The 21,897-nt window shown below is 72.3% G+C and carries 19 protein-coding genes; 16 read left to right on the top strand and 3 right to left on the bottom strand.

Annotated features, from left to right (window positions below):
• Nucleotides 1-7: 7 nt before the first annotated feature.
• Nucleotides 8-1,054: a LacI family DNA-binding transcriptional regulator gene (locus tag ACIGXO_RS29095; protein WP_399792674.1), complete on the bottom strand. Its 1,047-nt coding sequence runs from the start codon at nucleotides 1,052-1,054 to the stop codon at nucleotides 8-10.
• Nucleotides 1,055-1,163: 109 nt separating this feature from the next.
• Here ACIGXO_RS29095 and ACIGXO_RS29090 point away from each other — a divergent pair, with 109 nt between their 5' ends.
• Nucleotides 1,164-2,324: a beta-1,3-glucanase family protein gene (locus tag ACIGXO_RS29090; RefSeq protein WP_399792672.1), complete on the top strand. Its 1,161-nt coding sequence runs from the start codon at nucleotides 1,164-1,166 to the stop codon at nucleotides 2,322-2,324.
• A 36-nt stretch (nucleotides 2,325-2,360) separates the two neighbouring features.
• Here ACIGXO_RS29090 and ACIGXO_RS29085 read toward each other — a convergent pair whose 3' ends face one another.
• Complete coding sequence (locus ACIGXO_RS29085) at nucleotides 2,361-4,190, bottom strand: glycoside hydrolase family 15 protein (RefSeq protein WP_399792670.1); 1,830 nt, start codon at nucleotides 4,188-4,190, stop codon at nucleotides 2,361-2,363.
• A 422-nt stretch (nucleotides 4,191-4,612) separates the two neighbouring features.
• On the opposite strand from ACIGXO_RS29085, the gene ACIGXO_RS29080 reads away from it, so the two are divergent.
• The 15 genes from ACIGXO_RS29080 to der all read left to right on the top strand — a co-directional run bounded on the left by ACIGXO_RS29080 (nucleotide 4,613) and on the right by der (nucleotide 21,485).
• Nucleotides 4,613-6,274: a CTP synthase gene (locus ACIGXO_RS29080; RefSeq protein WP_399792668.1), complete on the top strand. Its 1,662-nt coding sequence runs from the start codon at nucleotides 4,613-4,615 to the stop codon at nucleotides 6,272-6,274.
• Nucleotides 6,275-6,354: 80 nt separating this feature from the next.
• Nucleotides 6,355-6,981, top strand: coding sequence for an NUDIX domain-containing protein (locus ACIGXO_RS29075; RefSeq protein ID WP_399792667.1), 627 nt, complete (start codon nucleotides 6,355-6,357; stop codon nucleotides 6,979-6,981).
• 202 nt (nucleotides 6,982-7,183) lie between these two features.
• Entirely contained in the window at nucleotides 7,184-9,286 is a 2,103-nt protein-coding gene (locus tag ACIGXO_RS29070) for a tetratricopeptide repeat protein (RefSeq protein ID WP_399792665.1), read from the top strand.
• 167 nt (nucleotides 9,287-9,453) lie between these two features.
• A complete protein-coding gene (gene ald, locus ACIGXO_RS29065; RefSeq protein WP_399792744.1) occupies nucleotides 9,454-10,569 on the top strand; it encodes an alanine dehydrogenase in 1,116 nt (371 codons plus the stop codon).
• Nucleotides 10,570-10,923: 354 nt separating this feature from the next.
• Complete coding sequence (locus ACIGXO_RS29060) at nucleotides 10,924-12,087, top strand: ParA family protein (protein ID WP_399792663.1); 1,164 nt, start codon at nucleotides 10,924-10,926, stop codon at nucleotides 12,085-12,087.
• Entirely contained in the window at nucleotides 12,084-12,665 is a 582-nt protein-coding gene (locus ACIGXO_RS29055; RefSeq protein ID WP_399792742.1) for a hypothetical protein, read from the top strand. Before ACIGXO_RS29060 ends, ACIGXO_RS29055 begins: the two co-directional genes overlap by 4 nt.
• Before the next feature lie 182 nt (nucleotides 12,666-12,847).
• A complete protein-coding gene (locus ACIGXO_RS29050) occupies nucleotides 12,848-13,909 on the top strand; it encodes a segregation and condensation protein A (RefSeq protein ID WP_399792661.1) in 1,062 nt (353 codons plus the stop codon).
• Nucleotides 13,906-14,625 (top strand): SMC-Scp complex subunit ScpB, encoded by a 720-nt coding sequence (scpB, locus tag ACIGXO_RS29045; RefSeq protein WP_399792659.1) that lies wholly within the window; start codon nucleotides 13,906-13,908, stop codon nucleotides 14,623-14,625. Before ACIGXO_RS29050 ends, scpB begins: the two co-directional genes overlap by 4 nt.
• 11 nt (nucleotides 14,626-14,636) lie before the next feature.
• A complete protein-coding gene (locus ACIGXO_RS29040; RefSeq protein ID WP_399792657.1) occupies nucleotides 14,637-15,722 on the top strand; it encodes a pseudouridine synthase in 1,086 nt (361 codons plus the stop codon).
• Nucleotides 15,723-15,815: 93 nt separating this feature from the next.
• A complete protein-coding gene (locus ACIGXO_RS29035; protein ID WP_399792655.1) occupies nucleotides 15,816-16,829 on the top strand; it encodes an ADP-ribosylglycohydrolase family protein in 1,014 nt (337 codons plus the stop codon).
• A gap of 131 nt (nucleotides 16,830-16,960) precedes the next feature.
• Nucleotides 16,961-17,323: a chorismate mutase gene (aroH, locus tag ACIGXO_RS29030; RefSeq protein ID WP_031064329.1), complete on the top strand. Its 363-nt coding sequence runs from the start codon at nucleotides 16,961-16,963 to the stop codon at nucleotides 17,321-17,323.
• Complete coding sequence (locus tag ACIGXO_RS29025; protein WP_399792652.1) at nucleotides 17,320-18,405, top strand: prephenate dehydrogenase; 1,086 nt, start codon at nucleotides 17,320-17,322, stop codon at nucleotides 18,403-18,405. The genes aroH and ACIGXO_RS29025 overlap by 4 nt, the downstream gene beginning before the upstream one ends.
• Before the next feature lie 152 nt (nucleotides 18,406-18,557).
• On the top strand, nucleotides 18,558-19,283 hold the full coding sequence (gene cmk, locus ACIGXO_RS29020; RefSeq protein ID WP_223736199.1) for a (d)CMP kinase: 726 nt from the start codon (nucleotides 18,558-18,560) through the stop codon (nucleotides 19,281-19,283).
• Nucleotides 19,280-19,936: a lysophospholipid acyltransferase family protein gene (locus ACIGXO_RS29015; protein ID WP_399792650.1), complete on the top strand. Its 657-nt coding sequence runs from the start codon at nucleotides 19,280-19,282 to the stop codon at nucleotides 19,934-19,936. Before cmk ends, ACIGXO_RS29015 begins: the two co-directional genes overlap by 4 nt.
• Nucleotides 19,937-20,015: 79 nt before the next feature.
• Nucleotides 20,016-21,485: a ribosome biogenesis GTPase Der gene (der, locus tag ACIGXO_RS29010; RefSeq protein ID WP_399792648.1), complete on the top strand. Its 1,470-nt coding sequence runs from the start codon at nucleotides 20,016-20,018 to the stop codon at nucleotides 21,483-21,485.
• Nucleotides 21,486-21,547: 62 nt separating this feature from the next.
• Here der and ACIGXO_RS29005 read toward each other — a convergent pair whose 3' ends face one another.
• A complete protein-coding gene (locus ACIGXO_RS29005) occupies nucleotides 21,548-21,832 on the bottom strand; it encodes a hypothetical protein (protein WP_399792646.1) in 285 nt (94 codons plus the stop codon).
• Nucleotides 21,833-21,897: the final 65 nt, after the last annotated feature.

The following is a 21,897-nucleotide window of genomic DNA, read 5'->3' as shown; positions in this document are numbered from 1 at the left end:
CGACCGGTCAGGCGGATTCGCGGACGACGAGGGTGGCGGGCGTGACGACGGGGGAGAGATGCGCGCCGTCGTCCGCCGCCAGCCGGTCCAGGAGCAGCCGGGCCATCAGCCGGCCCATCTCCTGCACGTCCTGGCGGACCGTGGTCAGCGGCGGGTCCGCCCAGGCCGCCGGGGCGAGGTCGTCGTAGCCGACCACCGCGACGTCCGCCGGCACCCGCAGGCCGCGCGCCCGCAGCGTGCGCAGCGCGCCCGTGGCCATCAGGTCCGAGCAGGCGAAGACGGCGTCCAGGTCCGGTACGGCGTCGAGCAGCGCGGCCATGGCCCGCTCGCCGCCCTCCGCCGTGAAGGAGCCGTCCGCGATCAGCCGTTCGTCCACGGGCGGGGTGTCGGGGCCGGTCAGCGCGTCGCGGTAGCCGTCCAGCCGGTCCTGGGCCGAGGTCTGGTCCAGCGGGCCGGTGATCACGGCGATCCGCCGCCGGCCGCGGTTGACCAGGTGGGTGACCGCCTGCCGGGCGCCGTCGCGGTTGTCGGTGTCGACGTACAGCGGGCGGTCACCGGCGGGGCCGTCGGCCGGCCAGTGGGGCCGCCCGCCGAAGACCGTGGGCAGCCCCGAGTCCGCGGCCATCGCGGGCAGCGGATCGGTGCGGTGCAGCGAGAACATCAGCGCGCCGTCGACGTGCCCGCCCGAGAGATAGCGGCCGATGCGCGCGTGGTCGCGGTCGCTCTCCACCATCATCAGCAGCAACTGGGTGTCGGCGGCGGCCAGTTCGCGGCCGATGCCGCGCAGCTGCTGGGCGAAGAAGGGGTCGGAGAACACCCGGGTCTCGGGCTCGGCGATGACCACGGCGACGGCGCCGGTGCGGCGGGTGACGAGCGAGCGCGCGGCGATGTTGGGGACGTACCCGAGCTCGGCGACCGCCTGCCGGACCTTCTCGCGGATCTCGGCGCGGACGCCGGGGCCGCCGTTGACGACACGGGAGACGGTGGCGCGGGAGACGCCGGCCAGCGCGGCCACCGCCTCCAGGGTCGGCCGGGGACCGCCGGGCACGGACATGTCGAACTCCTTCTTCTCCGCGATGGGTTGACGGTACCGCCGGAAGTGGGCAGGGTGACCCTACTTCATTTGAGAGCGCTCTCACCCACCCCCCACAAGGAGCCATCTCGTGATCTCTCGTCGCACCCTGCTAGGCGGCCTCGCCGCGGGCGCCGTCGGTACCGGATTCGCCCTCGCCGGACACGCCAGCGGCGCACCCGGCCGTACGAAGGCCGCCGGGCTCCCCCTGGAAATCGCCAACGACTCCGGGGAGTTCGGCAATTCATCTGTCTGGGTCTACATCGTCGGCAACGACGGCACCCAGCAGGTCCGCGTCACCCCCGAAGGAGAACTGAAGCCCGTCGCCGTCTCCGACAACGGCTCCGACGGCTTCACCGACTACGCCATCCCGCTCGCCGCGAGCGGCACCACCACCCTGACGCTGCCGAAGATGTCCGGAAGGATCTACACCGCGCTCGGCTCCAAGCTGAAGTTCAAGGCCGTCGAGGACGGCAACGGCAAGGCGGCGCTGGCCTACCCGGCCGGCTGGGTGGACTCCGACCCCAACTTCGGAGTCCTGCACGACTGCGCGGAGTTCACGTACAACGACGGTGGCATGTACTGCAACACCACCATGGTCGACATGTTCAGCGTGCCGCTGGCGATCCGGCTGACCGGGGCGAAGGACCAGACGGCCGGGCTGCTCAAGGACGGCGCCCGGGCGAAGATCTTCTCGGCCCTCGCCGGCACCGAGGGCTTCGGCGACCTGGTCGTCGACGACAAGCGGGTCATCGCCCCCGGCCACGGCCTGGACAGCGGCCGGTTCGCGAAGGACTACCTCGCCCCGGCCATCGACGAGGCGTGGTCGGCGTACGCGGCCAAGGACCTGAAGGTGACCACCAACGCGGGCACCTTCACCGGCCGGGTCGCCGGGGACAAGCTCTCCTTCACCGGCCCGGCGAGCGTCTCGTTCAGCAAGCCCAGCACCCGCGACGTGCTCTTCTGCGACGGCACCCTCGCCGCGCCCAACGACGGGACGACGGGCCCGGTCGCCGCGATCCTGGGCGCCGCGCTGAACCGCGCCACCCTCACCTCGCACGCCGAGCAGCCCACCACCGACCCCGCCGCCTTCTACCAGCAGCGGCTCGCCAACCACTACGCCAGGGTGATGCACGAGGCCGCCCAGGACGGCAAGGCGTACGGCTTCGCCTTCGACGACGTCGCCGGCTTCGCCTCGTACATCGAGGACGGCGCGCCCAGCCGGATCAGGCTGACGCTGACGCCGTTCTGACGGCCGGACCCGCCGCAGGGGCGTACCGGGGGCGGCTCAGCCCCCGTACGCCCCGCTCGCCGTCAGCCGCAGGGCCGTGTCGATCAGCGGAACGTGGCTGAACGCCTGGGGGAAGTTGCCGACCTGGCGGCCGGCCTTGGAGTCCCACTCCTCGGCCAGCAGGCCCAGGTCGTTGCGGAGCGAGAGGAGCTTCTCGAAGAGCTTGCGGGCCTCTTCCACGCGGCCGATCATCGCCAGGTCGTCCGCGAGCCAGAACGAGCAGGCCAGGAACGCGCCCTCGTCGCCCTCCAGACCGTCCAGGTTCGCCGTCTCGGCGTCGGCGGAGGTCGGGTAGCGCAGGATGAAGCCGTCCGGCGTGGCCAGCTCGCGCTGGATCGCCTCGATCGTGCCGATGACGCGCTTGTCGTCCGGCGGCAGGAAGCCCATCTGCGGGATGAGCAGCAGCGAGGCGTCCAGCTCCTTGGAGCCGTAGGACTGGGTGAAGGTGTTCCGCTCCGGGTCGTAGCCCTTCTCGCACACGTCCCGGTGGATCGTGTCGCGCAGCTCCTTCCACTCCTCCAGCGGGCCCTCGACGTCCCCGGACTCCATCAGCTTGATGGTGCGGTCCACCGCGACCCAGGTCATGACCTTGGAGTGGACGAAGTGCCGGCGCGGCCCGCGGACCTCCCAGATGCCCTCGTCCGGCTCGTCCCAGTGCTTCTCCACCCAGCGGATCAGCTTCAGCTGGAGCAGCGAGGCATAGTCGTTGCGGGCCAGCCCGGTCATGTGGGCGAGGTGCAGCGCCTCGATGACCTCGCCGTACACGTCCAGCTGGAGCTGGTCGGCGGCGCCGTTGCCGACCCGGACCGGCTTGGAGTTCTCGTACCCCGGCAGCCAGGTCAGCTCGTTCTCGCCGAGCTCGCGCTCGCCCGCGATGCCGTACATGATCTGCAGGTTCTCCGGGTCGCCCGCCACCGCGCGCAGCAGCCACTCGCGCCAGGCGCGGGCCTCCTCGCGGTATCCCGTGCGCAGGAGGGAGGAGAGGGTGATCGCGGCGTCCCGGAGCCAGGTGAAGCGGTAGTCCCAGTTGCGGGAGCCGCCGATGTCCTCGGGGAGGGAGGTGGTGGGGGCCGCGACGATGCCGCCGGTCGGCGCGTACGTCAGCGCCTTCAGCGTGATCAGCGAGCGGACCACCGCGTCGCGGTAGGGACCGTGGTACGTGCACTGCTCGACCCACTCGCGCCAGAAGTCCTCGGTGGCCGTGAGCGCGTTCTCCGGCTCGGGGAGCGGGGGCTGTTCGTGATGCGAGGGCTGCCAGCTCATCGTGAAGGCGATCCGCTGCCCGGCCTCGACGGTGAAGTCCGAGTAGGTGGTCAGGTCCTCGCCGTGGGTCTCGGCCGTGGTGTCGAACCACACCGAGTCCGGGCCCGCGACCGCGGCCGTGCGGCCGTCGACCTGGTGCACCCACGGCACCACCCAGCCGTAGGAGAACCGCATCCGCAGCGAGGAGCGCATCGCGACCTTGCCGCTGACGCCTTCCACGATGCGGATGAGCTGCGGCGCACCGTCGCGCGGCGGCATGAAGTCGATCAGCCGGACCGTGCCGTCGGGGGTGTCCCACTCCGATTCCAGGATCAGGGAGTCACCGCGGTAACGCCGCCGGTCGGAGGCGGGGGAAACCGCCTCCGCTTCGCCTTCCGCTTCCGCGGCCGGGCCCAGCCGCCAGAAGCCGTGCTCCTCGGTGCCGAGGAGGCCGGCGAAGACCGCGGGCGAGTCGAACCGGGGCAGGCACAGCCAGTCGACCGTGCCGTCCCGGCAGACGAGTGCGGCGGTCTGCATGTCGCCGATCAGTGCGTAGTCCTCGATGCGCCCGGCCACGTAGTACATCTCCCGTTCGAACTGGGGTGACGCCCCCCGTGGGACGTGTAGATCTTCCGTCCTGCCCATTGAAAACCCCGCCGGGCTGCTGGTCCGGTAATTCGGTTGGGGGTGATGCCGTTCCGGATGGCCCGATGCGAGTGCCCGAGCAGGATACGACGCGCACGTGACATCCGCGCGACGCTCCGCTTCCCGAGACTCGGCCGAACGGGTGGCCTGCGTCACGTCGGGGGCCGTATACGGGGAGCGAGGCATTCCGCCCCGCGCGGGCGGGCGCGACCACGCTCTGTCGCTGATAGCCTGGTACCCCGTGGACCGGTGGGCCCGGAAGAAAACCCGGCACCCCCGACCGCAGCGACGGCACCCCTGGAAATCCGGGCTCGCGCCGCTCCGCTCTTTCACTTCGCGACCACGGGAGTTCCGTCTTGGCCATGCCGCCCAAATCCTCGACGACCAAGCACATCTTCGTCACCGGGGGCGTTGCGTCCTCGCTCGGCAAGGGGCTCACCGCCTCCAGCCTGGGTGCGCTGCTCAAGGCCCGGGGCCTGCGGGTCACGATGCAGAAGCTGGACCCGTACCTCAACGTCGACCCCGGCACGATGAACCCGTTCCAGCACGGCGAGGTGTTCGTCACCAACGACGGCGCCGAGACGGACCTGGACATCGGCCACTACGAGCGCTTCCTGGACGTCGACCTCGACGGCTCCGCGAACGTCACCACCGGCCAGGTCTACTCCACCGTGATCGCCAAGGAGCGGCGCGGAGAGTACCTCGGCGACACCGTGCAGGTCATCCCGCACATCACCAACGAGATCAAGCATCGCATCCGCCGCATGGCGACCGAGGACGTCGACGTCGTCATCACCGAGGTCGGCGGCACGGTCGGCGACATCGAGTCGCTGCCGTTCCTGGAGACCGTCCGCCAGGTCCGCCACGAGGTCGGCCGGGACAACGTCTTCGTCGTGCACATCTCGCTGCTCCCGTACATCGGCCCCTCCGGCGAGCTGAAGACCAAGCCGACCCAGCACTCCGTCGCCGCGCTGCGCAACATCGGCATCCAGCCCGACGCGATCGTGCTGCGCGCCGACCGCGAGGTCCCGACCGCCATCAAGCGCAAGATCTCGCTGATGTGCGACGTGGACGACGCGGCCGTGGTCGCCGCGATCGACGCCCCGTCGATCTACGACATCCCGAAGGTGCTGCACACCGAGGGCCTGGACGCCTACGTCGTGCGCAAGCTCGATCTGCCGTTCCGCGACGTGGACTGGACCCAGTGGGAGGACCTGCTGGACCGCGTCCACAACCCCGACCACGAGGTCAAGGTCGCGCTGGTCGGCAAGTACATCGACCTGCCCGACGCCTACCTCTCGGTCTCCGAGGCGATGCGCGCCGGCGGCTTCGCCAACCGCGCCCGCGTGAAGATCAAGTGGGTCACCTCCGACGACTGCCGCACCGCGGCCGGCGCCAAGAAGCAGCTCGGCGACTGCGACGCGATCCTCATCCCGGGCGGCTTCGGCGAGCGCGGCGTGGAGGGCAAGCTCGAGGCGATCACCTACGCCCGCGAGAACAAGGTCCCGCTGCTGGGCATCTGCCTGGGCCTGCAGTGCGTCGTCATCGAGGCGGCCCGCAGCCTGGCCGGCGTGGCGGGCGCGAACTCCACCGAGTTCGACCCGGCCGCCGCCGACCCGGTCATCTCCACCATGGCCGAGCAGCTGGACATCGTCGCCGGCGAGGGCGACATGGGCGGCACGATGCGGCTCGGCATGTACCCGGCGAAGCTCGCCGAGGGCTCCATCGTCCGCGAGGTCTACGGCGGCAAGGAGTACGTCGAGGAGCGCCACCGCCACCGCTACGAGGTCAACAACTCCTACCGCGCCGAGCTGGAGAAGAAGGCCGGCCTGCAGTTCTCCGGCACCTCCCCGGACAACAAGCTGGTGGAGTACGTCGAGTACCCGCGCGAGGTGCACCCCTACCTGGTCGCCACCCAGGCGCACCCGGAGCTGCGCTCCCGCCCGACCCGCCCGCACCCGCTCTTCGCCGGCCTGGTGAAGGCGGCCGTCGAGCGGAAGACCGGCAAGGCCGCCGGTAAGTGATCCACTGACCGGGGATACGGTTACCGGGGTGCGGACTTTGCGGTCCGTACCCCGGTTTCTGCTTGTTTGGGAGGACGCGCATGGCCATCAAGGACACCCCCGAGGAATGGCGGATCACCGCGACGGCGACCCCGTTCACCGGTAACAAGACCAGCGTCCGCACGGACGAGGTCGTGATGCCCGACGGGTCCACCGTGAAGCGGGACTACCAGGTCCACCCCGGCTCGGTGGCCGTTCTCGCCCTGGACGACGAGGGCAAGGTCCTGGTGCTGCGCCAGTACCGCCACCCGGTGCGCCACAAGCTCTGGGAGATCCCGGCCGGGCTGCTGGACGTGCCCGGTGAGAACCCCCTGCACGCCGCCCAGCGCGAGCTGTACGAGGAGGCGCACGTCAAGGCCGAGGACTGGCGGGTGCTGACGGACGTCTACACCACGCCCGGCGGCTGCGACGAGGCCGTACGGATCTTCCTGGCCCGCGATCTCTCCGAGGCGGAGGGCGAGCGCTTCGAGGTCGAGGAGGAAGAGGCCGACATGGAGCTGGCGCGGGTGCCGGTCGCCGACCTCGCGCGCGGCGTGCTGGCCGGCGAGCTGCACAACAACTGCCTGGTCGTCGGCGTGCTGTCGCTGCTGGCCGCGCAGTCGGGCGACGGTCTGGAGGCGCTGCGCCCGGCCGAGGCGCCGTGGCCGGCCCGGCCGTTCCAGGCGTAACGAGGCGGGGCAGGCCCTCTTACGAGGCCGCGCCGGGCCCTGTAGGAGGCGGAGCCTGATCACTTCCGGAACACTCGCTTCCATTTTTGTCTGATTTACGCGGTATGTCCGCCGTGATCCATGGCACTCGTGAACTACGCTCGACGCATCCCGGCCGCAGCGGCGGCCGGCTCGTACGCGCAAGTGAACGGGAGCGTGGCCCGTGGCGGAGCAGGCGGTGGACACCGGCCGGACGGTGACGGCGTCGGGGGCCGGACGAAGAGGAGCGGGCCGGACCGGCGTGCCGGCGGCGACCGCCCCGCCGGCCCCCGCCGCCTTCACCGGCCGCCGCCGCGAACTGGCCGCCCTGCGCAGCGACATCGAGCGCGCGGGGCTGGACACCCTCTCCGGCCGCAAGGGCGCCCGCAGCCGGGTGCTGCTGATCGCCGGGCGGCCCGGCTCGGGCCGCAGCGCGCTGGCCGAAGAGCTGGCCCGGCAGCTGGCCGGTGACTATCCGGACGGCGTGCTGCGGTCCTGGCTGAGCACCGCCGACGGCCGGCCCGTGCCCACCGCCGACGTCGCCCGCGACCTGCTCACCCAGCTCGGCGAGCGGGTGCCGGCCGGCGCGGACGAGGACGAGCTGACCGAGGCGCTGCGCGCCGCGCTGGCCGACCGGCGGGCGCTCCTCCTGCTGGACGACGCGACCGGCCCCGAGCAGGTCGAGCCGCTGCTCCCGGACGCCCCGGACTGCCTGGTCCTCGCCGTCTCCGAGGGTCCGCTCACCGGCATCACGGACGTCCGGCCCTGCACGCTCGGCGGCCTGGACACCGCGGCCGGCGTGGAGATCCTGACCCGGTTCGCGGGGCCCACCCGCATCACCGTCGACCCGCGCACCGCCGAGCAGGTCGTCCAGGACTGCGGCGGCCAGCCCGCCGCGCTCGTGCTGGCCGGCGGCTGGCTCGCGGCGCACCCCAAGTCCTCGGTCTCCGACCTGCTGCGGACGCTGTTCCTGCTGCCGCCGGGCGAGGAGGAGGCGGTGCCCGTCCCGCGCCCGCTGACCCGCGCCTTCCGGCTGGCGTACGACTCGCTGCCGGCGCCCGCCGCCCGGATACTGCGGCTCCTCTCGCTCGCCCCGGCCGGCCTCGTCGACGCGCACACCGCGTCCGCGCTGGCCGGCTGCTCGGTGCCGGCCGCCGAGGCCACCCTGCGCGACTTCGGCGCCCGGGGGCTGCTGCGGCCTGTGGAGCCGGCGGGGGAGCCGGTCTCCGGCGGCTCCGACCCGATGGCCGGGCTGCCGGCGCAGTACCGCGTACCGAACTGCCTGGTGCCGCTGCTGCGCGAGCAGCTCCGGCTCCATGAGCGCCCGCCGGAGATCCAGCTCTCCCGGGCCCGGATGCTGGAGCGGACCGTACGGCAGCTGCAGTCCTGCCGGGCGATGGGGGAGCCCGCCGGGTCCCCGGCCCGTGAGCGGACCTCCGGGCTGCCGCGGTCGCTGCGCTTCGGGTCCGTCCCCGAGGCCGCGGCCTGGCTGCGCAGCCGCCGCCCGGCCCTGCTGGACTCCGCCCGGATCGCCGTCGCGGACGGCGAGCTGGACACCCTGGACCGGCGGCTGATGGCCGCGCTCGTACGGGCGCTGCTGGCCCATGAGGCGCCCGAGGCGGCGGCGCCCGACCTGTACGGGCTGCACGGGCTGGTCCTGGAGGTCGCGGAGCGGCGCGGGCTGGCCCGTGAGCGGGCCGCCGCGCTGCTGAACCTCGGCGATCTGGACGCCGAGGCGGGCCGGGCCCAGAACGCGCTGGCCCGGTACCGGGGCGCGCTGGAGTCGGCACGCGCGGTCAAGGACGCCGTCGCGATGGGGCGGGCGCTGGAGTCGCTGGGCGGCACGTACGCCGAGCTGGGCGACTGGCAGCGGGCCTCCGACTGGTACGGCCGGGCGCTGGAGCTGCGGCTCTCCCGCGGGGACACGGCCGAGGCGGCCCGGCTGCACGGGCGGCTGGGCGCGGTGCACACGTATGCGGGGCGCTGGGCCGAGGCGCTGCGGGAGTGGCGGGCCGCTTACGGCGCGTACCGGAGGGCCGGCGACGCGGTCGGGCCGGCGCGGGCGATGGGGGAGATCGCACGGGTCCAGGAGTACGCGGGACGGCCCGAGCAGGCACTGCGCACCTGCTTCGAGGCCCTGGAGCTGGCCAGGAAGGCGGCCGACGGGCGGCTGGAGGCGGCGCTCCAGCTGCGGATTGCGGACACCTTCGAACGGCTCGGCGACCCTGCGGCAGCAAGGCTGCACCGGGGCCTGGGAGAGCGTCTCCTCGCAGATCACCCGGCCTGACCTACGAAATCGGTGGCGGTTCCCGCGAAAGTAATTGCTTTGCAAGGCTAGACAACAAGAGCTCCTTCAATAGACTGGCAGAGCCCGCGGTTCTCGCGGTCACATCCGTCATGCGTCTGTATGTGCGGATATTTCTCTGCAAGCACGATTCAAGGACCGTGATCGACGTGAAGGTCGGCATCCCCCGCGAGGTCAAGAACAACGAGTTCCGGGTGGCGATCACGCCCGCCGGTGTCCACGAGCTCGTCCGCAACGGCCACCAGGTCTTCATCGAGAAGGACGCCGGCCTGGGCTCCTCCATCACGAACGAGGAGTACGTCGGCGCCGGCGCGAACATCCTCGACACCGCCGACGAGGTGTGGGCCACCGCCGACCTGCTGCTGAAGGTCAAGGAGCCCATCGCCGAGGAGTACCACCGGCTCCGCAAGGACCAGACGCTCTTCACGTACCTGCACCTCGCCGCCTCCCGCGAGTGCACGGACGCGCTGATCGAGTCCGGTACCACCGCGATCGCGTACGAGACCGTCGAGACCGCGAACCGGCAGCTGCCGCTGCTCGCCCCGATGTCCGAGGTCGCGGGCCGCATCGCCCCGCAGGTCGGCGCGTACCACCTGATGCGCCAGGCCGGCGGCCGCGGCGTGCTGCCCGGCGGCGTCCCCGGCGTCCACGCGGGCAAGGCCGTCGTCATCGGCGGCGGCGTCTCCGGCTGGAACGCCGTGCAGATCGCCGTGGGCCTGGGCTTCCACGTCACGCTGCTCGACAAGGACATCAACAAGCTCCGCGAGGCCGACAAGATCTTCGGCACCAAGGTGCAGACCGTCGTCTCCAACACCTTCGAGCTGGAGAAGGCCGTCATCGAGGCCGACCTCGTCGTCGGCGCGGTCCTCATCCCGGGCGCCAAGGCCCCGAAGCTGGTCACCAACGAGCTCGTCGCCAAGATGAAGCCCGGAAGTGTCCTTGTCGACATCGCGATCGACCAGGGCGGCTGCTTCGAGGACTCCCGTCCGACCACCCACGCCGAGCCGACCTTCCAGGTCCACAACTCGGTCTTCTACTGCGTCGCCAACATGCCGGGCGCGGTGCCGAACACCTCCACCTACGCGCTGACCAACGCGACGCTGCCCTACATCGTCTCGCTGGCCAACAACGGCTGGGTCGAGGCGCTGCGCCGCGACGCCGCGCTGGCCAAGGGCCTCAACACCCACGACGGCAAGGTCGTCTACGCCGAGGTCGCCGAGGCGCACGGTCTGGAGTCCGTCGAGCTGAGCACCCTGCTGGGCTGATTCGTCAACACGGCGCGTCAACACCGCGCGCACGGCCGGGCCTTGAGACTTTCAGGCCCGGCCGGTCGCGTTTGCGACAGATTTCCGATGCCGTCCCTGACGGGCCTCCGGCGAGCCCTCAGCAACTCGTAACGAACGTCGCTCTTCGACCCTTTCGCACACCCTCGAAACCTCACGGATGTGCGCCGCGCGCCCTTGACATCGGGGTGTTCCATTGCCGACACATCGTGCCGGGTCCGGTGGATTGTGTTGCTGCGGACGCCCGACACGCCATAGAGTCGCCAACCGTCGGCATGGTGTCACGCTGACCTATCGATAAGTTTCCTGGTCACATCCAAGGAGGTAAGACGACTTGTGAATGAGTCGACATTTACTCCCGGAGGTGGTCGACCAGGAGCGGTTGCACGGGGCCAGGGTCCCTCGGGGCACGAGGCTGTCGGCTCCGTCGCTGTCCACACCTTCGCAGCCCAGAAGAGCATGACGACGACAGCCCACCAGAGCATGGACGGCCATCAAGTGAACGCCACGGCCGGCGACCAGGGCGGCACAGACCAGGCCCGCTTCGCCGACTACGACGACCTGCCCGAGGGGCACTTCTACGATCCGGACGCGGAGTACGAGCCGGACCCGGAGTACGCGGCGACGCTCGCGCCGGACGCCGCGCGCCAGCGCCGCGAGCGCATCGGCCCGACCGGCCGGCCCCTTCCCTACTTCCCGATCCCCGGGCCGCTCTCCGAGCACGGCCCGGCGAAGATCATCGCGATGTGCAACCAGAAGGGCGGGGTCGGCAAGACGACCTCGACCATCAACCTGGGTGCCGCGCTCGCCGAGTACGGCCGCCGCGTGCTGCTGGTCGACTTCGACCCGCAGGGCGCCCTCTCGGTCGGCCTCGGAGTCAACCCGATGGAGCTCGATCTGACGGTCTACAACCTGCTCATGGAGCGGGGCATGGCCGCCGACGAGGTCCTGCTGAAGACGGCGGTCCCGAACATGGACCTGCTGCCCAGCAATATCGATTTGTCAGCCGCCGAGGTGCAGCTCGTCAGTGAGGTCGCCCGCGAGTCGACCCTGCAGCGCGCCCTGAAGCCGCTGATGGCGGACTACGACTACATCGTGATCGACTGTCAGCCCTCGCTCGGTCTGCTCACGGTCAACGCCCTGACGGCGGCTCACAAGGTCATCGTCCCGCTGGAGTGCGAGTTCTTCGCGCTGCGCGGTGTGGCGCTGCTGACCGAGACGATCGAGAAGGTCCAGGAGCGGCTCAACCCCGACCTGGAGCTGGACGGCATCCTCGCCACGATGTACGACTCGCGCACCGTGCACAGCCGTGAGGTGCTCGCGCGCGTGGTGGAGGCGTTCGACGATCACGTCTACCACACCGTCATCGGCCGTACGGTGCGCTTCCCCGAGACCACGGTCGCGGGCGAGCCGATCACCACGTACGCCTCCAACTCCGTAGGTGCCGCCGCCTACCGTCAGCTCGCCAGGGAGGTGCTCGCCCGGTGTCACGCCGAGTGAGTCTGCCCGGCGCCGACGAACTGTTCCGCACCACCGGGGGGACGGCGCTGCAGTCCTCCTCGCCCCGCAGGCCGGCGAACGGCACTCCCGCGAACGGCGAGGCACCCCGGGTGCCCGCGCCGGGCGGCGAGGCCGATCCCGCCGCGCCGCAGCAGGGCAACGCCGCGCAGCGCCGGTCCGAGGGCGAGTCGGCCCCGGCGGCGTCCGGGGCGGTGGCGCCCGCGGAGCAGCACAGCGGACGCGACACGGCCGACGAGGCCGCCAAGGGGCGCCGCCGGCAGGAGGCCGCGGCAGCGGCGGGCGCGGGGACGCCGGCCACCGGTGGCACCGCCCGGCGGCGCGGCCGGGGCGCGAACCGCCGCCCCAGCGGCCGCGAACGGCACGACGAGAAGATCACCGTGTACGTCTCCGCCGAGGAGCTGATGGACCTGGAGCACGCGCGCCTGGTCCTGCGCGGCGAGCACGGCCTCGCGGTGGACCGCGGCCGGATCGTCCGTGAGGCCGTCGCCGTGGTCCTGGCGGACCTGGAGTCCCGGGGGGACGCCAGCATCCTCGTGAGGCGTCTGAGGGGCCGCTGAGCGGCTCCTGAGGGCTGCCGTGCGGCTCCGTGAGGGCCATGCTGCGGAACTCCGGCCGCCCGGGCGGCCGGGTCCCCGCCGGTGGGCGGGTGCCGGGTTAGCCTTCGGACACCGGTGGGCGCCGCCCGCCGGTGACCAGCCCGGCGCCGTGCGCGGCACGGGACCGCAGCGTATGGACCACGATGCCGACGACCCACCACGACCCCGCAGCGCCTGCCCCGCGCCGCACCCTGGGCCACGGCCCGGGCACGGCCCCGGAGCCCGGGCCGGAGGCCGCCGCGCCGCCTCCGGAGCCGGTCGCGGCCGTACCGGAGCCCGTACCGGAAGCCGTACCGGAGCCCGGGGCGGCGGCCCCTGAGGCCGCGGCCCCCGAGGGGGCCGGGCCCGGCGAGCCCGCGGACGCCACCGTCACCGGTGACGGGAAGTTCACCCTCCACCTGGAGAACTTCGAGGGTCCCTTCGACCTCCTCCTGCAGCTGATCTCCAAGCACAAGCTGGACGTCACCGAGATCGCGCTCTCGCAGGTCACCGACGAGTTCATGGCGCACATCCGGGCCATGGGCCCGGACTGGGACCTGGACCAGACGACGGAGTTCCTGGTCGTCGCGGCGACGCTGCTGGACCTGAAGGCCGCGCGGCTGCTGCCCGCCGCCGAGGTCGAGGACGAGGCGGACCTCGCCCTCCTGGAGGCGCGCGACCTGCTCTTCGCACGGCTGCTCCAGTACCGCGCGTACAAGGAGGTCGCCGACATCTTCAGCCGCCGCCTGGCGGACGAGGCGCGCCGGTACCCACGTACCGTCGGGCTCGAACCGCACCACGCCGAGCTGCTGCCCGAAGTGGTGATCAGCATCGGCGCCGAGGGGTTCGCGAAGCTCGCCGTGAAGGCGATGCAGCCCAAGGCCAAGCCGCAGGTGTACGTCGACCACATCCACGCGCCGCTGGTCAGCGTCCGGGAACAGGCCGAGGTGATGGTGGCGCGGCTGCGCGCGGCGGGCGAGGCGTCCTTCCAGGAGCTGACCGAGGACGCGCCGGACACGCTCACGGTCGTCGCGCGCTTCCTGGCGCTGCTGGAGCTGTACCGGGAGCGCGCGGTCGCCCTGGAGCAGCCCGAGGCGCTGGGGGAGCTGACCGTCCGCTGGGCCGGTACGGAGGACGGCGCCGAGCCGGTCGTCACGGACGAGTTCGACCGGCCGCCGGAGCCGCGGGCCGAGGGGAAGACCGAGAAGGAGACGGAGACGGCATGAGTGCCTACAGCACGGAGCAGACCGACCCCGCCGTCGGCCCCGAAGAGACCTACGACCTCCCCGAGGCGCAGGCCCCCGAGCCCCCCGAAGGGCCGGCCGGTGCCCTCGGGGTCGCGGCGCTCGACCTGAAGCCCGCGCTCGAAGCCGTCCTGATGGTCGTCGACGAGCCCGCCACCGAGGAGCACCTCGCCAAGGTGCTGCAGCGCCGCCGCCGCGACGTGGCGATCGCGCTGCGGGAACTGTCCGACGAGTACGCCCGGCAGGGCCGCGGTTTCGACCTGCGGCTGGTCGCCGGCGGCTGGCGGTTCTACACCCGCCCGGAATACGCGGACGCCGTGGAGAGCTTCGTCCTGGACGGCCAGCAGGCCCGGCTCACACAGGCCGCATTGGAGACTCTGGCCGTGGTCGCGTACCGTCAACCGGTCAGCCGGTCCCGGGTCTCGGCCGTACGCGGTGTCAACTGCGACGGCGTGATGCGCACCCTCCTGCAGCGCGGTCTGGTCGAGGAGGCGGGCACGGAAGGCGAAACAGGTGCGATCCTGTACAGGACGACGAACTACTTTCTGGAGCGGATGGGCCTGCGGGGCCTGGACGAGCTCCCCGAGCTCGCCCCTTTCCTCCCCGAGGCGGACGCGGTCGAGGGCGACTCCCGGGAAGGTGTGCCGTCGTTCGACGTAGACGACAGCGGCGACTCCCACACGGGTCAGACGAACTAGACGGATCATTGATGCGAAGCAGCGGCAGGAACAGCAGCGGTAGGGGCAACTACCGGGGCGCGGGCAATCAGCGCGACGACAAGCAGAAGCGCGCGGGGAAGCCGCGTCCCGAGGAGCGCCGCTACGACGTGGGCGGTTCCGGCTCGGGCGGCCCCGGCGACGGGCCCCGCAAGGGACGCGGCGCGGCGGCCCGCGGCGGCGCCAAGGGCGGCCCGAAGGCCAGCCCCCGGAGCCAGGAGGGCAAGGGCGCCAAGGGCTCCCGCGGCCGCGGCTCCTCGCCGGCCCGCCCCCGCGAGTACGACGCGCAGATCGAGGAGCGCAACCGCGCCCGGTACTCGGAGCCCGGGATCAAGACGCCGAAGACCTTCGGCGACCAGGAGGGCGAGCGGCTGCAGAAGGTGCTGGCCCGCGCGGGCATGGGCTCGCGGCGCGCCTGTGAGGACCTGATCGACGAGGCCCGCGTCGAGGTGAACGGCAAGATCGTCACCGAGCAGGGCGTCCGCGTCGACCCGGAGAAGGACGAGATCAAGGTGGACGGCCTGACCGTCGCCACCCAGTCCTACCTCTTCTTCGCGCTGAACAAGCCGGCCGGCGTCGTCTCCACCATGGAGGACCCCGACGGCCGCCAGTGCCTGGGCGACTACGTCACCAACCGCGAGACCCGGCTCTTCCACGTGGGCCGTCTCGACACGGAGACCGAGGGCATCATCCTGCTCACCAACCACGGTGAGCTGGCGCACCGCCTGACCCACCCCCGGTACGGCGTGCAGAAGACCTACCTCGCCGCCATCCAGGGCCCGCTGCCGCGCGAGATCGGCAGGATGCTCAAGGACGGCATCCAGCTGGAGGACGGGTACGCGCGCGCCGACCACTTCCGGGTCGTGCAGCAGACCGGCAAGAACTACCTCGTCGAGGTGACCCTTCACGAGGGCCGCAAGCACATCGTGCGCCGGATGCTCGCCGAGGCGGGCTTCCCGGTCGAGAAGCTCGTCCGGACCGCCTTCGGGCCGATCTCGCTCGGCGACCAGAAGTCCGGCTGGCTGCGCCGGCTGACCAACACCGAGGTCGGCATGCTGATGCGCGAGGTCGACCTCTAAGCGTCGAGCTGCCGGCTCCGCCGGACCACCGCGCTTGCGACAGCGCCCCGCCACCCCTTAATGTCACTATGACGATTAAGGGGTGGTTCTTCTATGGCATCCGTGGTGTCCACGGCCGCGACCGGCTCGCTCATCGGCCTCGCGCTCGGTGACGCGCTCGGGTATCCGACCGAGTTCAAGAGCGTGCCGGCGATCGAGGCCGCGTACGGGCCGTGGCGCGGGCTCGAGCTGCCCACGCCCGCGTACATCACCGACGACACCCAGATGACGCTGGCGTTCGCCCGCGGCCTCCGTACGGCCATGGAGCGCGGCCCGCTCGGCCCCGCCGCCCTCGAACTGCCGCTGCGCAGCGAGTACGTCACCTGGTGGCGCTCGCCGGACAACAACCGGGCGCCCGGCAACACCTGCCTCACCGCCTGCAGCCTGCTGAGCGACCCGCGCCGCCCCTGGGCGGCCGCCAGCCGGACCGGCTCCAAGGGGTGCGGCGCCAACATGCGGGTCGCGCCGATCGGCCTGGCCCCCGGCCTGACCGACCAGCAGCGGGCCGGCGCGGCCCAGCTCCAGTCGGCCCTCACGCACGGCCACCCCACGGCCCTGGCGGCCAGCGATCTCACGGCGTGGGCGGTGCGGCTCCTCGCGCAGGGCGCGGACCCCGCCGAGCTGCCCGCCCTGCTCCGGAGCTACGTGCACGGCAACCGCACCACGTACCACGCCGACTGGCTCGGCGATCTGTGGCAGCGCGCCGATGCCGCGTCGCCCGAGGCATTCATCGCGTACGGCTGGGACGAGTGCCGCGGCATCCTGGACCGGCTGGATGCCGCCCTCCGTACGCCCGACCCGGAGACCGACCCCTGCCTGGCCACCGGCGAGGGCTGGATCGCCGAGGAAGCCCTGGCCACCGCCCTCCTCTGCTTCCTCCTCTTCCCCGAGGAGCCCGTCACGGCCCTGCGCCGCGGCGCCGTCACCGCCGGCGACTCCGACTCCATCGCCTGCCTGGCGGGCGCCTTCGCCGGTTCCCACCTCGGCGCCGGTGCCTGGCCCGCGGCCTGGGTCGACCGCATCGAGCACCGGGACGAGCTGCTCTCCTTCGGCCGGCTCTGGGACTGAGACGGCCGTCTCGCAGGGCGGGCGCGCACGGCGACTGTCAGTGGGGCTCGATACGCTGCGTACCGTAAAAGTGTTGCGCACGCACCTCCCGAGCGGGACGTTGCGAGCGACGAGACGCAGGGAGCGAAGACGTGGCGGTACGTGCGGTCCGAGGGGCCGTTCAGCTGGAGCGGGACGAAGCGGAGCACATGCATGAGCAGGTGTCCGAGCTGCTGACCGCCATCCTGGAGCGCAACAGCCTCGTGCCGGACGACCTGATCAGCGTGTGGTTCACGGCCACGCCCGATCTGCACAGCGACTTCCCCGCCGTCGCGGCCCGCAAGCTGGGCATCACCGATGTTCCGCTGATCTGCGCGCAGGAGCTGGACATCGCCGGCGCCATGCCCCGCGTGGTGCGCATCCTGGCGCACGTCGAGAGCGACCTCCCCAAGGCGGAGATCGCGCACGTCTACCTCGGCGCGGCCGGCGCGCTGCGGAAGGACATCGCCCAGTGAGGACCGCGATCGTCATCGGCACGGGCCTGATCGGCACCTCCGCCGCGCTGGCCCTGAGCGCCCGCGGCGTGCGGGTGCACCTCGCCGACCACGACACGGCGCAGGCCCGCACGGCGGCGGCGCTCGGCGCGGGGACCGTGGAGGAGCCCGAGGGCCCGGTCGACCTCGCGATCGTGGCCGTGCCGCCCGCGCATGTCGCGGCGGCGCTGGCGGACGCGATGCGGCGCGGCGTGGCCCGCGCGTACCTGGACGTGGCCAGCGTCAAGGCCGGCCCGCGGCGCGAGCTGGCGGCGCTCGGCCTGGACCTCACTCCGTACATCGGTACGCACCCCATGGCGGGCAAGGAGCGGTCCGGGCCGCTGGCCGCGACCGCCGACCTCTTCGAGGGCCGGCCGTGGGTGCTCACGCCGACCCGCGACGGCGACACCGAGGTGCTGAACCTCGCGCTGGAGCTGGTCGCGCTGTGCCGGGCCGTCCCGGTCGTCATGGACGCCGAGGCGCACGACCGCGCGGTCGCCCTGGTCAGCCACACGCCCCAGCTGGTCTCCAGCCTGGTCGCGGCGCGGCTGCGGGGCGCGGACGAGACCGCCGTACGGCTGTGCGGCCAGGGCATCCGCGACGTGACCCGGATCGCCGCCTCGGACCCCGCCATGTGGATCGACATCCTCTCGGCGAATCCGGGGCCGGTCGCGGACGTGCTGTCCGAGATCGCGGCGGACCTGGACGAGACGGTGCAGGCGCTGCGCGGGCTGCAGTCCGCGGACGAGGCCAAGCGCGGCGAGGGCGCCGGCGGCATCGAGGACGTGCTGCGGCGCGGCAACGCGGGCCGCGAGCGGGTGCCGGGCAAGCACGGCGCGGCCCCGGCCGCGTACGAGATCGTCGCCGTGCACATCGGTGACCAGCCGGGCGAGCTGGCGCGGATCTTCGCGGACGCCGGGCAGGCGGGCGTCAACATCGAGGACGTCCGCATCGAGCACGCCACCGGCCAGCAGGCGGGGTTCATCCAGCTCACGGTCGAGCCGACGGCGGCGCCCGCGCTCACCGCGGCGCTGCGCGAGCGCGGCTGGTCCATCCGTCAGTAGGCGGAGCGGGGGGCGCGGACGCGGTCACGGGCGCGCCGCGGTAAGCGTCACAGCCCCCCGCTCCCCTGGGGGGAAAACGTGTCTGCGTGTACCCGGTAACCTTGTCCGAGGCCCATTCGGCCGCAGGATCCCCGCCCCGTGCACAAGGAAAGGTGTTCGTCACCGTGGAAACCGCCGCCCGGACCGCCCCGGCAGCAGTGATTGTCGCCATCGACGGCCCCTCCGGCACGGGCAAGTCCAGCACGTCCAAGGCGGTCGCCGCCAAGCTGGCGCTGAACTACCTGGACACCGGTGCCCAGTACCGCGCGATCACCTGGTGGATGCTGTCCAACGGCGTCGACATCCAGGACCCGACCGCCATCGCCACGGCCGCGGCCAAGCCCGTGATCGTCTCCGGCACCGACCCGTCGGCGCCGACGATCACGGTCGACGGCCAGGACGCCGCGGGCCCGATCCGTACGAAGGAGGTCACCTCCGCGGTCAGCGCCGTCAGCGCCGTCCCCGAGGTGCGCAGCCTGATCACGGACCTGCAGCGGACCATCGCCGGGTCCGCCGAGCGGGGCATCGTCGTCGAGGGCCGGGACATCGGTACGACCGTCCTGCCCGACGCCGACCTGAAGATCTTCCTCACCGCCTCGCCCGAGGCGCGTGCCGCCCGGCGCAGCGGTGAGCTCAAGGGCAAGGAGGCCACCGACCTGGCCGCCACCCGCGAGGCGCTGATCAAGCGCGACGCCGCGGACTCCTCCCGCAAGACCTCGCCGCTGGCCAAGGCCGACGACGCGGTCGAGGTGGACACCACGGACCTGACCCTGGAGCAGGTCATCGAGTGCGTGGTCACCCTCATCGAGGCGAAGATCGCGGAGAAGAGCGCCGCGTGACCGACTCCGACCGGCTGCCGAGCACCGGCGGTGCCGCGATCGGGCGGCGGATCGGCATCGGCCTGATGTACGGGCTGTGGCGGCCGCGGGTGCTGGGCTCCTGGCGGGTGCCGTCGGCGGGCCCGGTGATCCTCGCGGGAAACCACTCGCACAACATCGACGGACCCATGATCATGGGTACCGCGCCCCGGCCGGTGCACTTCCTGGTCAAGAAGGAAGCCTTCGCCGGTCCGCTGGACCCCTTCCTGCGCGGCATCGGGCAGCTGAAGGTCGACCGGACGGGCACCGACCGGACCGCGGTCACCGACGCGCTGGGCGTCCTGGAGCGCGGCGGCGTCCTCGGGATCTTCCCGGAGGGCACCCGCGGCGAGGGCGACTTCGCGTCGCTCCGCTCCGGGCTGGCGTATTTCGCCGTACGCTCGGGGGCGCCGATCGTGCCGGTCGCGGTGCTCGGCAGCGCGGAGCGGGCGGGCCGGGCGATACCGGCGCTGCCGCCGCTGCGCGGCCGCGTCGACGTCGTCTTCGGTGACGCTTTTCAGGCGGGGGACGGCTCGGGGCGGCGGACGCGGAAGGCGCTGGACGAGGCGACCGTACGCATCCAGGAGCGGCTGACCGCCCACCTGACCGAGGCCAGACGCCTGACCGGCCGCTGAGCCGCACCCACCGGCCGTACGAAGGCCGGGGACGCGGCCGGCACGGCCCATCGACCACGCAGAACGAGGAACGGACTTCATGAACGACCAGATCCCCACCGGCGACGAGCACGTCGAGCACGGCGCGCTGGGCGACGCCGAGTACGCGGAGTTCATGGAGCTCGCCGCGCAGGAGGGCTTCGACCTGGATGAGGTCGAGGGCGACATCGCGGCGGCCGGTCACGGCCCGCTGCCCGTCCTCGCCGTCGTCGGCCGCCCGAATGTCGGCAAGTCGACTCTCGTGAACCGCTTCATCGGCCGCCGCGAGGCCGTGGTCGAGGACAAGCCGGGCGTCACCCGTGACCGCGTCACCTACGAGGCGGACTGGAACGGCCGCCGCTTCAAGGTCGTCGACACCGGCGGCTGGGAGCAGGACGTGCTCGGCATCGACGCGTCCGTCGCGGCCCAGGCGGAGTTCGCGATCGAGGCCGCCGACGCGGTGGTCTTCGTCGTGGACGCCAAGGTCGGCGCGACCGACACCGACGAGGCCGTCGTGAAGCTGCTGCGCCGGGCCGGCAAGCCGGTCGTGCTGTGCGCCAACAAGGTCGACGGCCCCTCCGGCGAGGCGGACGCGGCCATGCTGTGGTCGCTCGGCCTCGGCGAGCCGTACCCGGTCTCGGCCCTGCACGGCCGCGGCACCGGTGACCTGCTGGACGCCGCGCTGGACGCGCTGCCCGAGGCGCCGCAGCAGACCTTCGGTTCCGCTGTCGGCGGCCCGCGCCGCATCGCGCTCATCGGCCGCCCGAATGTCGGCAAGTCGTCTCTGCTGAACAAGGTCGCCGGCGAGGAGCGGGTGGTCGTCAACGAGATGGCCGGCACCACCCGCGACCCGGTCGACGAGCTGATCGAGCTGGGCGGCAAGACCTGGAAGTTCGTGGACACCGCGGGCATCCGCAAGCGCGTCCACCTCCAGGAGGGCGCCGACTACTACGCCTCGCTGCGTACGGCGGCCGCTGTGGAGAAGGCCGAGGTCGCGGTCGTCCTGATCGACGCGAGCGAGTCGATCAGCGTGCAGGACCAGCGGATCATCACCATGGCCGTCGAGGCGGGCCGTGCGCTGGTCATCGCGTACAACAAGTGGGACCAGCTGGACGAGGAGCGCCGCTTCTACCTGGAGCGGGAGATCGAGCGCGACCTCGTGCAGATCCCGTGGGCGATGCGCGTGAACGTCTCGGCGCGTACGGGCCGGCACATGGAGAAGCTCGTGCCGGCCATCGAGACCGCGCTCGCGGGCTGGGAGACGCGCGTGCCGACCGGCCGCCTGAACGCCTTCCTCGGCGAGATCGTGGCCTCCCACCCGCACCCGGTCCGCGGCGGCAAGCAGCCCCGCATCCTCTTCGGTACCCAGGCCGGCACCAAGCCGCCCCGGTTCGTGCTCTTCGCCTCCGGCTTCCTGGAGGCCGGCTACCGCCGCTTCATCGAGCGCCGGCTGCGCGAGGAGTTCGGCTTCGACGGGACCCCGATCCACATCTCGGTGCGGGTCCGCGAGAAGCGCGGCCGGAAGAAGTAAGCAGCAGCGGGAAGGGCCCGTCCGCACCGGATGAACGGTGCGGGCGGGCCCTTTCGCGTGCCTCAGTGCCGGTACGGGCGGTTGTCGCGCGGCGCCGGAGGCAGCGCGGCCGGGGCGTGGCCCCGGGCGTGCTGCGGGGGCAGCGGTACCTCGCGGCGGCCGGCCGCCGCGGGCGTGGTGCGCCGCCAGATCCGCCGCAGCACCTCCGGACTCAGCTCGTCCTCGCCCGTGCGGTCCCCGGGCAGGGCCCGGAAGGAGCGGCGGTACTCGGCGTAGAGCGCGTCGTAGATCGGCGTGGCCGAACCACGCTCGGTGTGGTGCGCGGCGGGCTCGTACGACGGGCGCATGCCGGGGATGGAGTGGAACGGGGCGCGGGGGGACGGGTCGTATGGGTGCACGTCTGTGCCAACGA

The organism is Streptomyces sp. NPDC053542, assembly GCF_044544685.1.
Lineage (GTDB): Bacteria > Actinomycetota > Actinomycetes > Streptomycetales > Streptomycetaceae > Streptomyces.
This window is presented reverse-complemented; position numbering and strand designations above follow the sequence as displayed.

Coding starts and splice junctions, on each gene's coding strand:
- der (WP_399792648.1), top strand. CDS start 20,016: ATGAACGACCAGATCCCCACCGGCGACGAGCACGTCGAGCACGGCGCG.
- ACIGXO_RS29085 (WP_399792670.1), bottom strand. CDS start 4,190: ATGTACTACGTGGCCGGGCGCATCGAGGACTACGCACTGATCGGCGAC.
- scpB (WP_399792659.1), top strand. CDS start 13,906: ATGAGTGCCTACAGCACGGAGCAGACCGACCCCGCCGTCGGCCCCGAA.
- ACIGXO_RS29005 (WP_399792646.1), bottom strand. CDS start 21,832: ATGCGCCCGTCGTACGAGCCCGCCGCGCACCACACCGAGCGTGGTTCG.
- ACIGXO_RS29035 (WP_399792655.1), top strand. CDS start 15,816: ATGGCATCCGTGGTGTCCACGGCCGCGACCGGCTCGCTCATCGGCCTC.
- ACIGXO_RS29050 (WP_399792661.1), top strand. CDS start 12,848: ATGCCGACGACCCACCACGACCCCGCAGCGCCTGCCCCGCGCCGCACC.
- ACIGXO_RS29075 (WP_399792667.1), top strand. CDS start 6,355: ATGGCCATCAAGGACACCCCCGAGGAATGGCGGATCACCGCGACGGCG.
- ACIGXO_RS29080 (WP_399792668.1), top strand. CDS start 4,613: ATGCCGCCCAAATCCTCGACGACCAAGCACATCTTCGTCACCGGGGGC.
- ACIGXO_RS29040 (WP_399792657.1), top strand. CDS start 14,637: ATGCGAAGCAGCGGCAGGAACAGCAGCGGTAGGGGCAACTACCGGGGC.
- ACIGXO_RS29095 (WP_399792674.1), bottom strand. CDS start 1,054: ATGTCCGTGCCCGGCGGTCCCCGGCCGACCCTGGAGGCGGTGGCCGCG.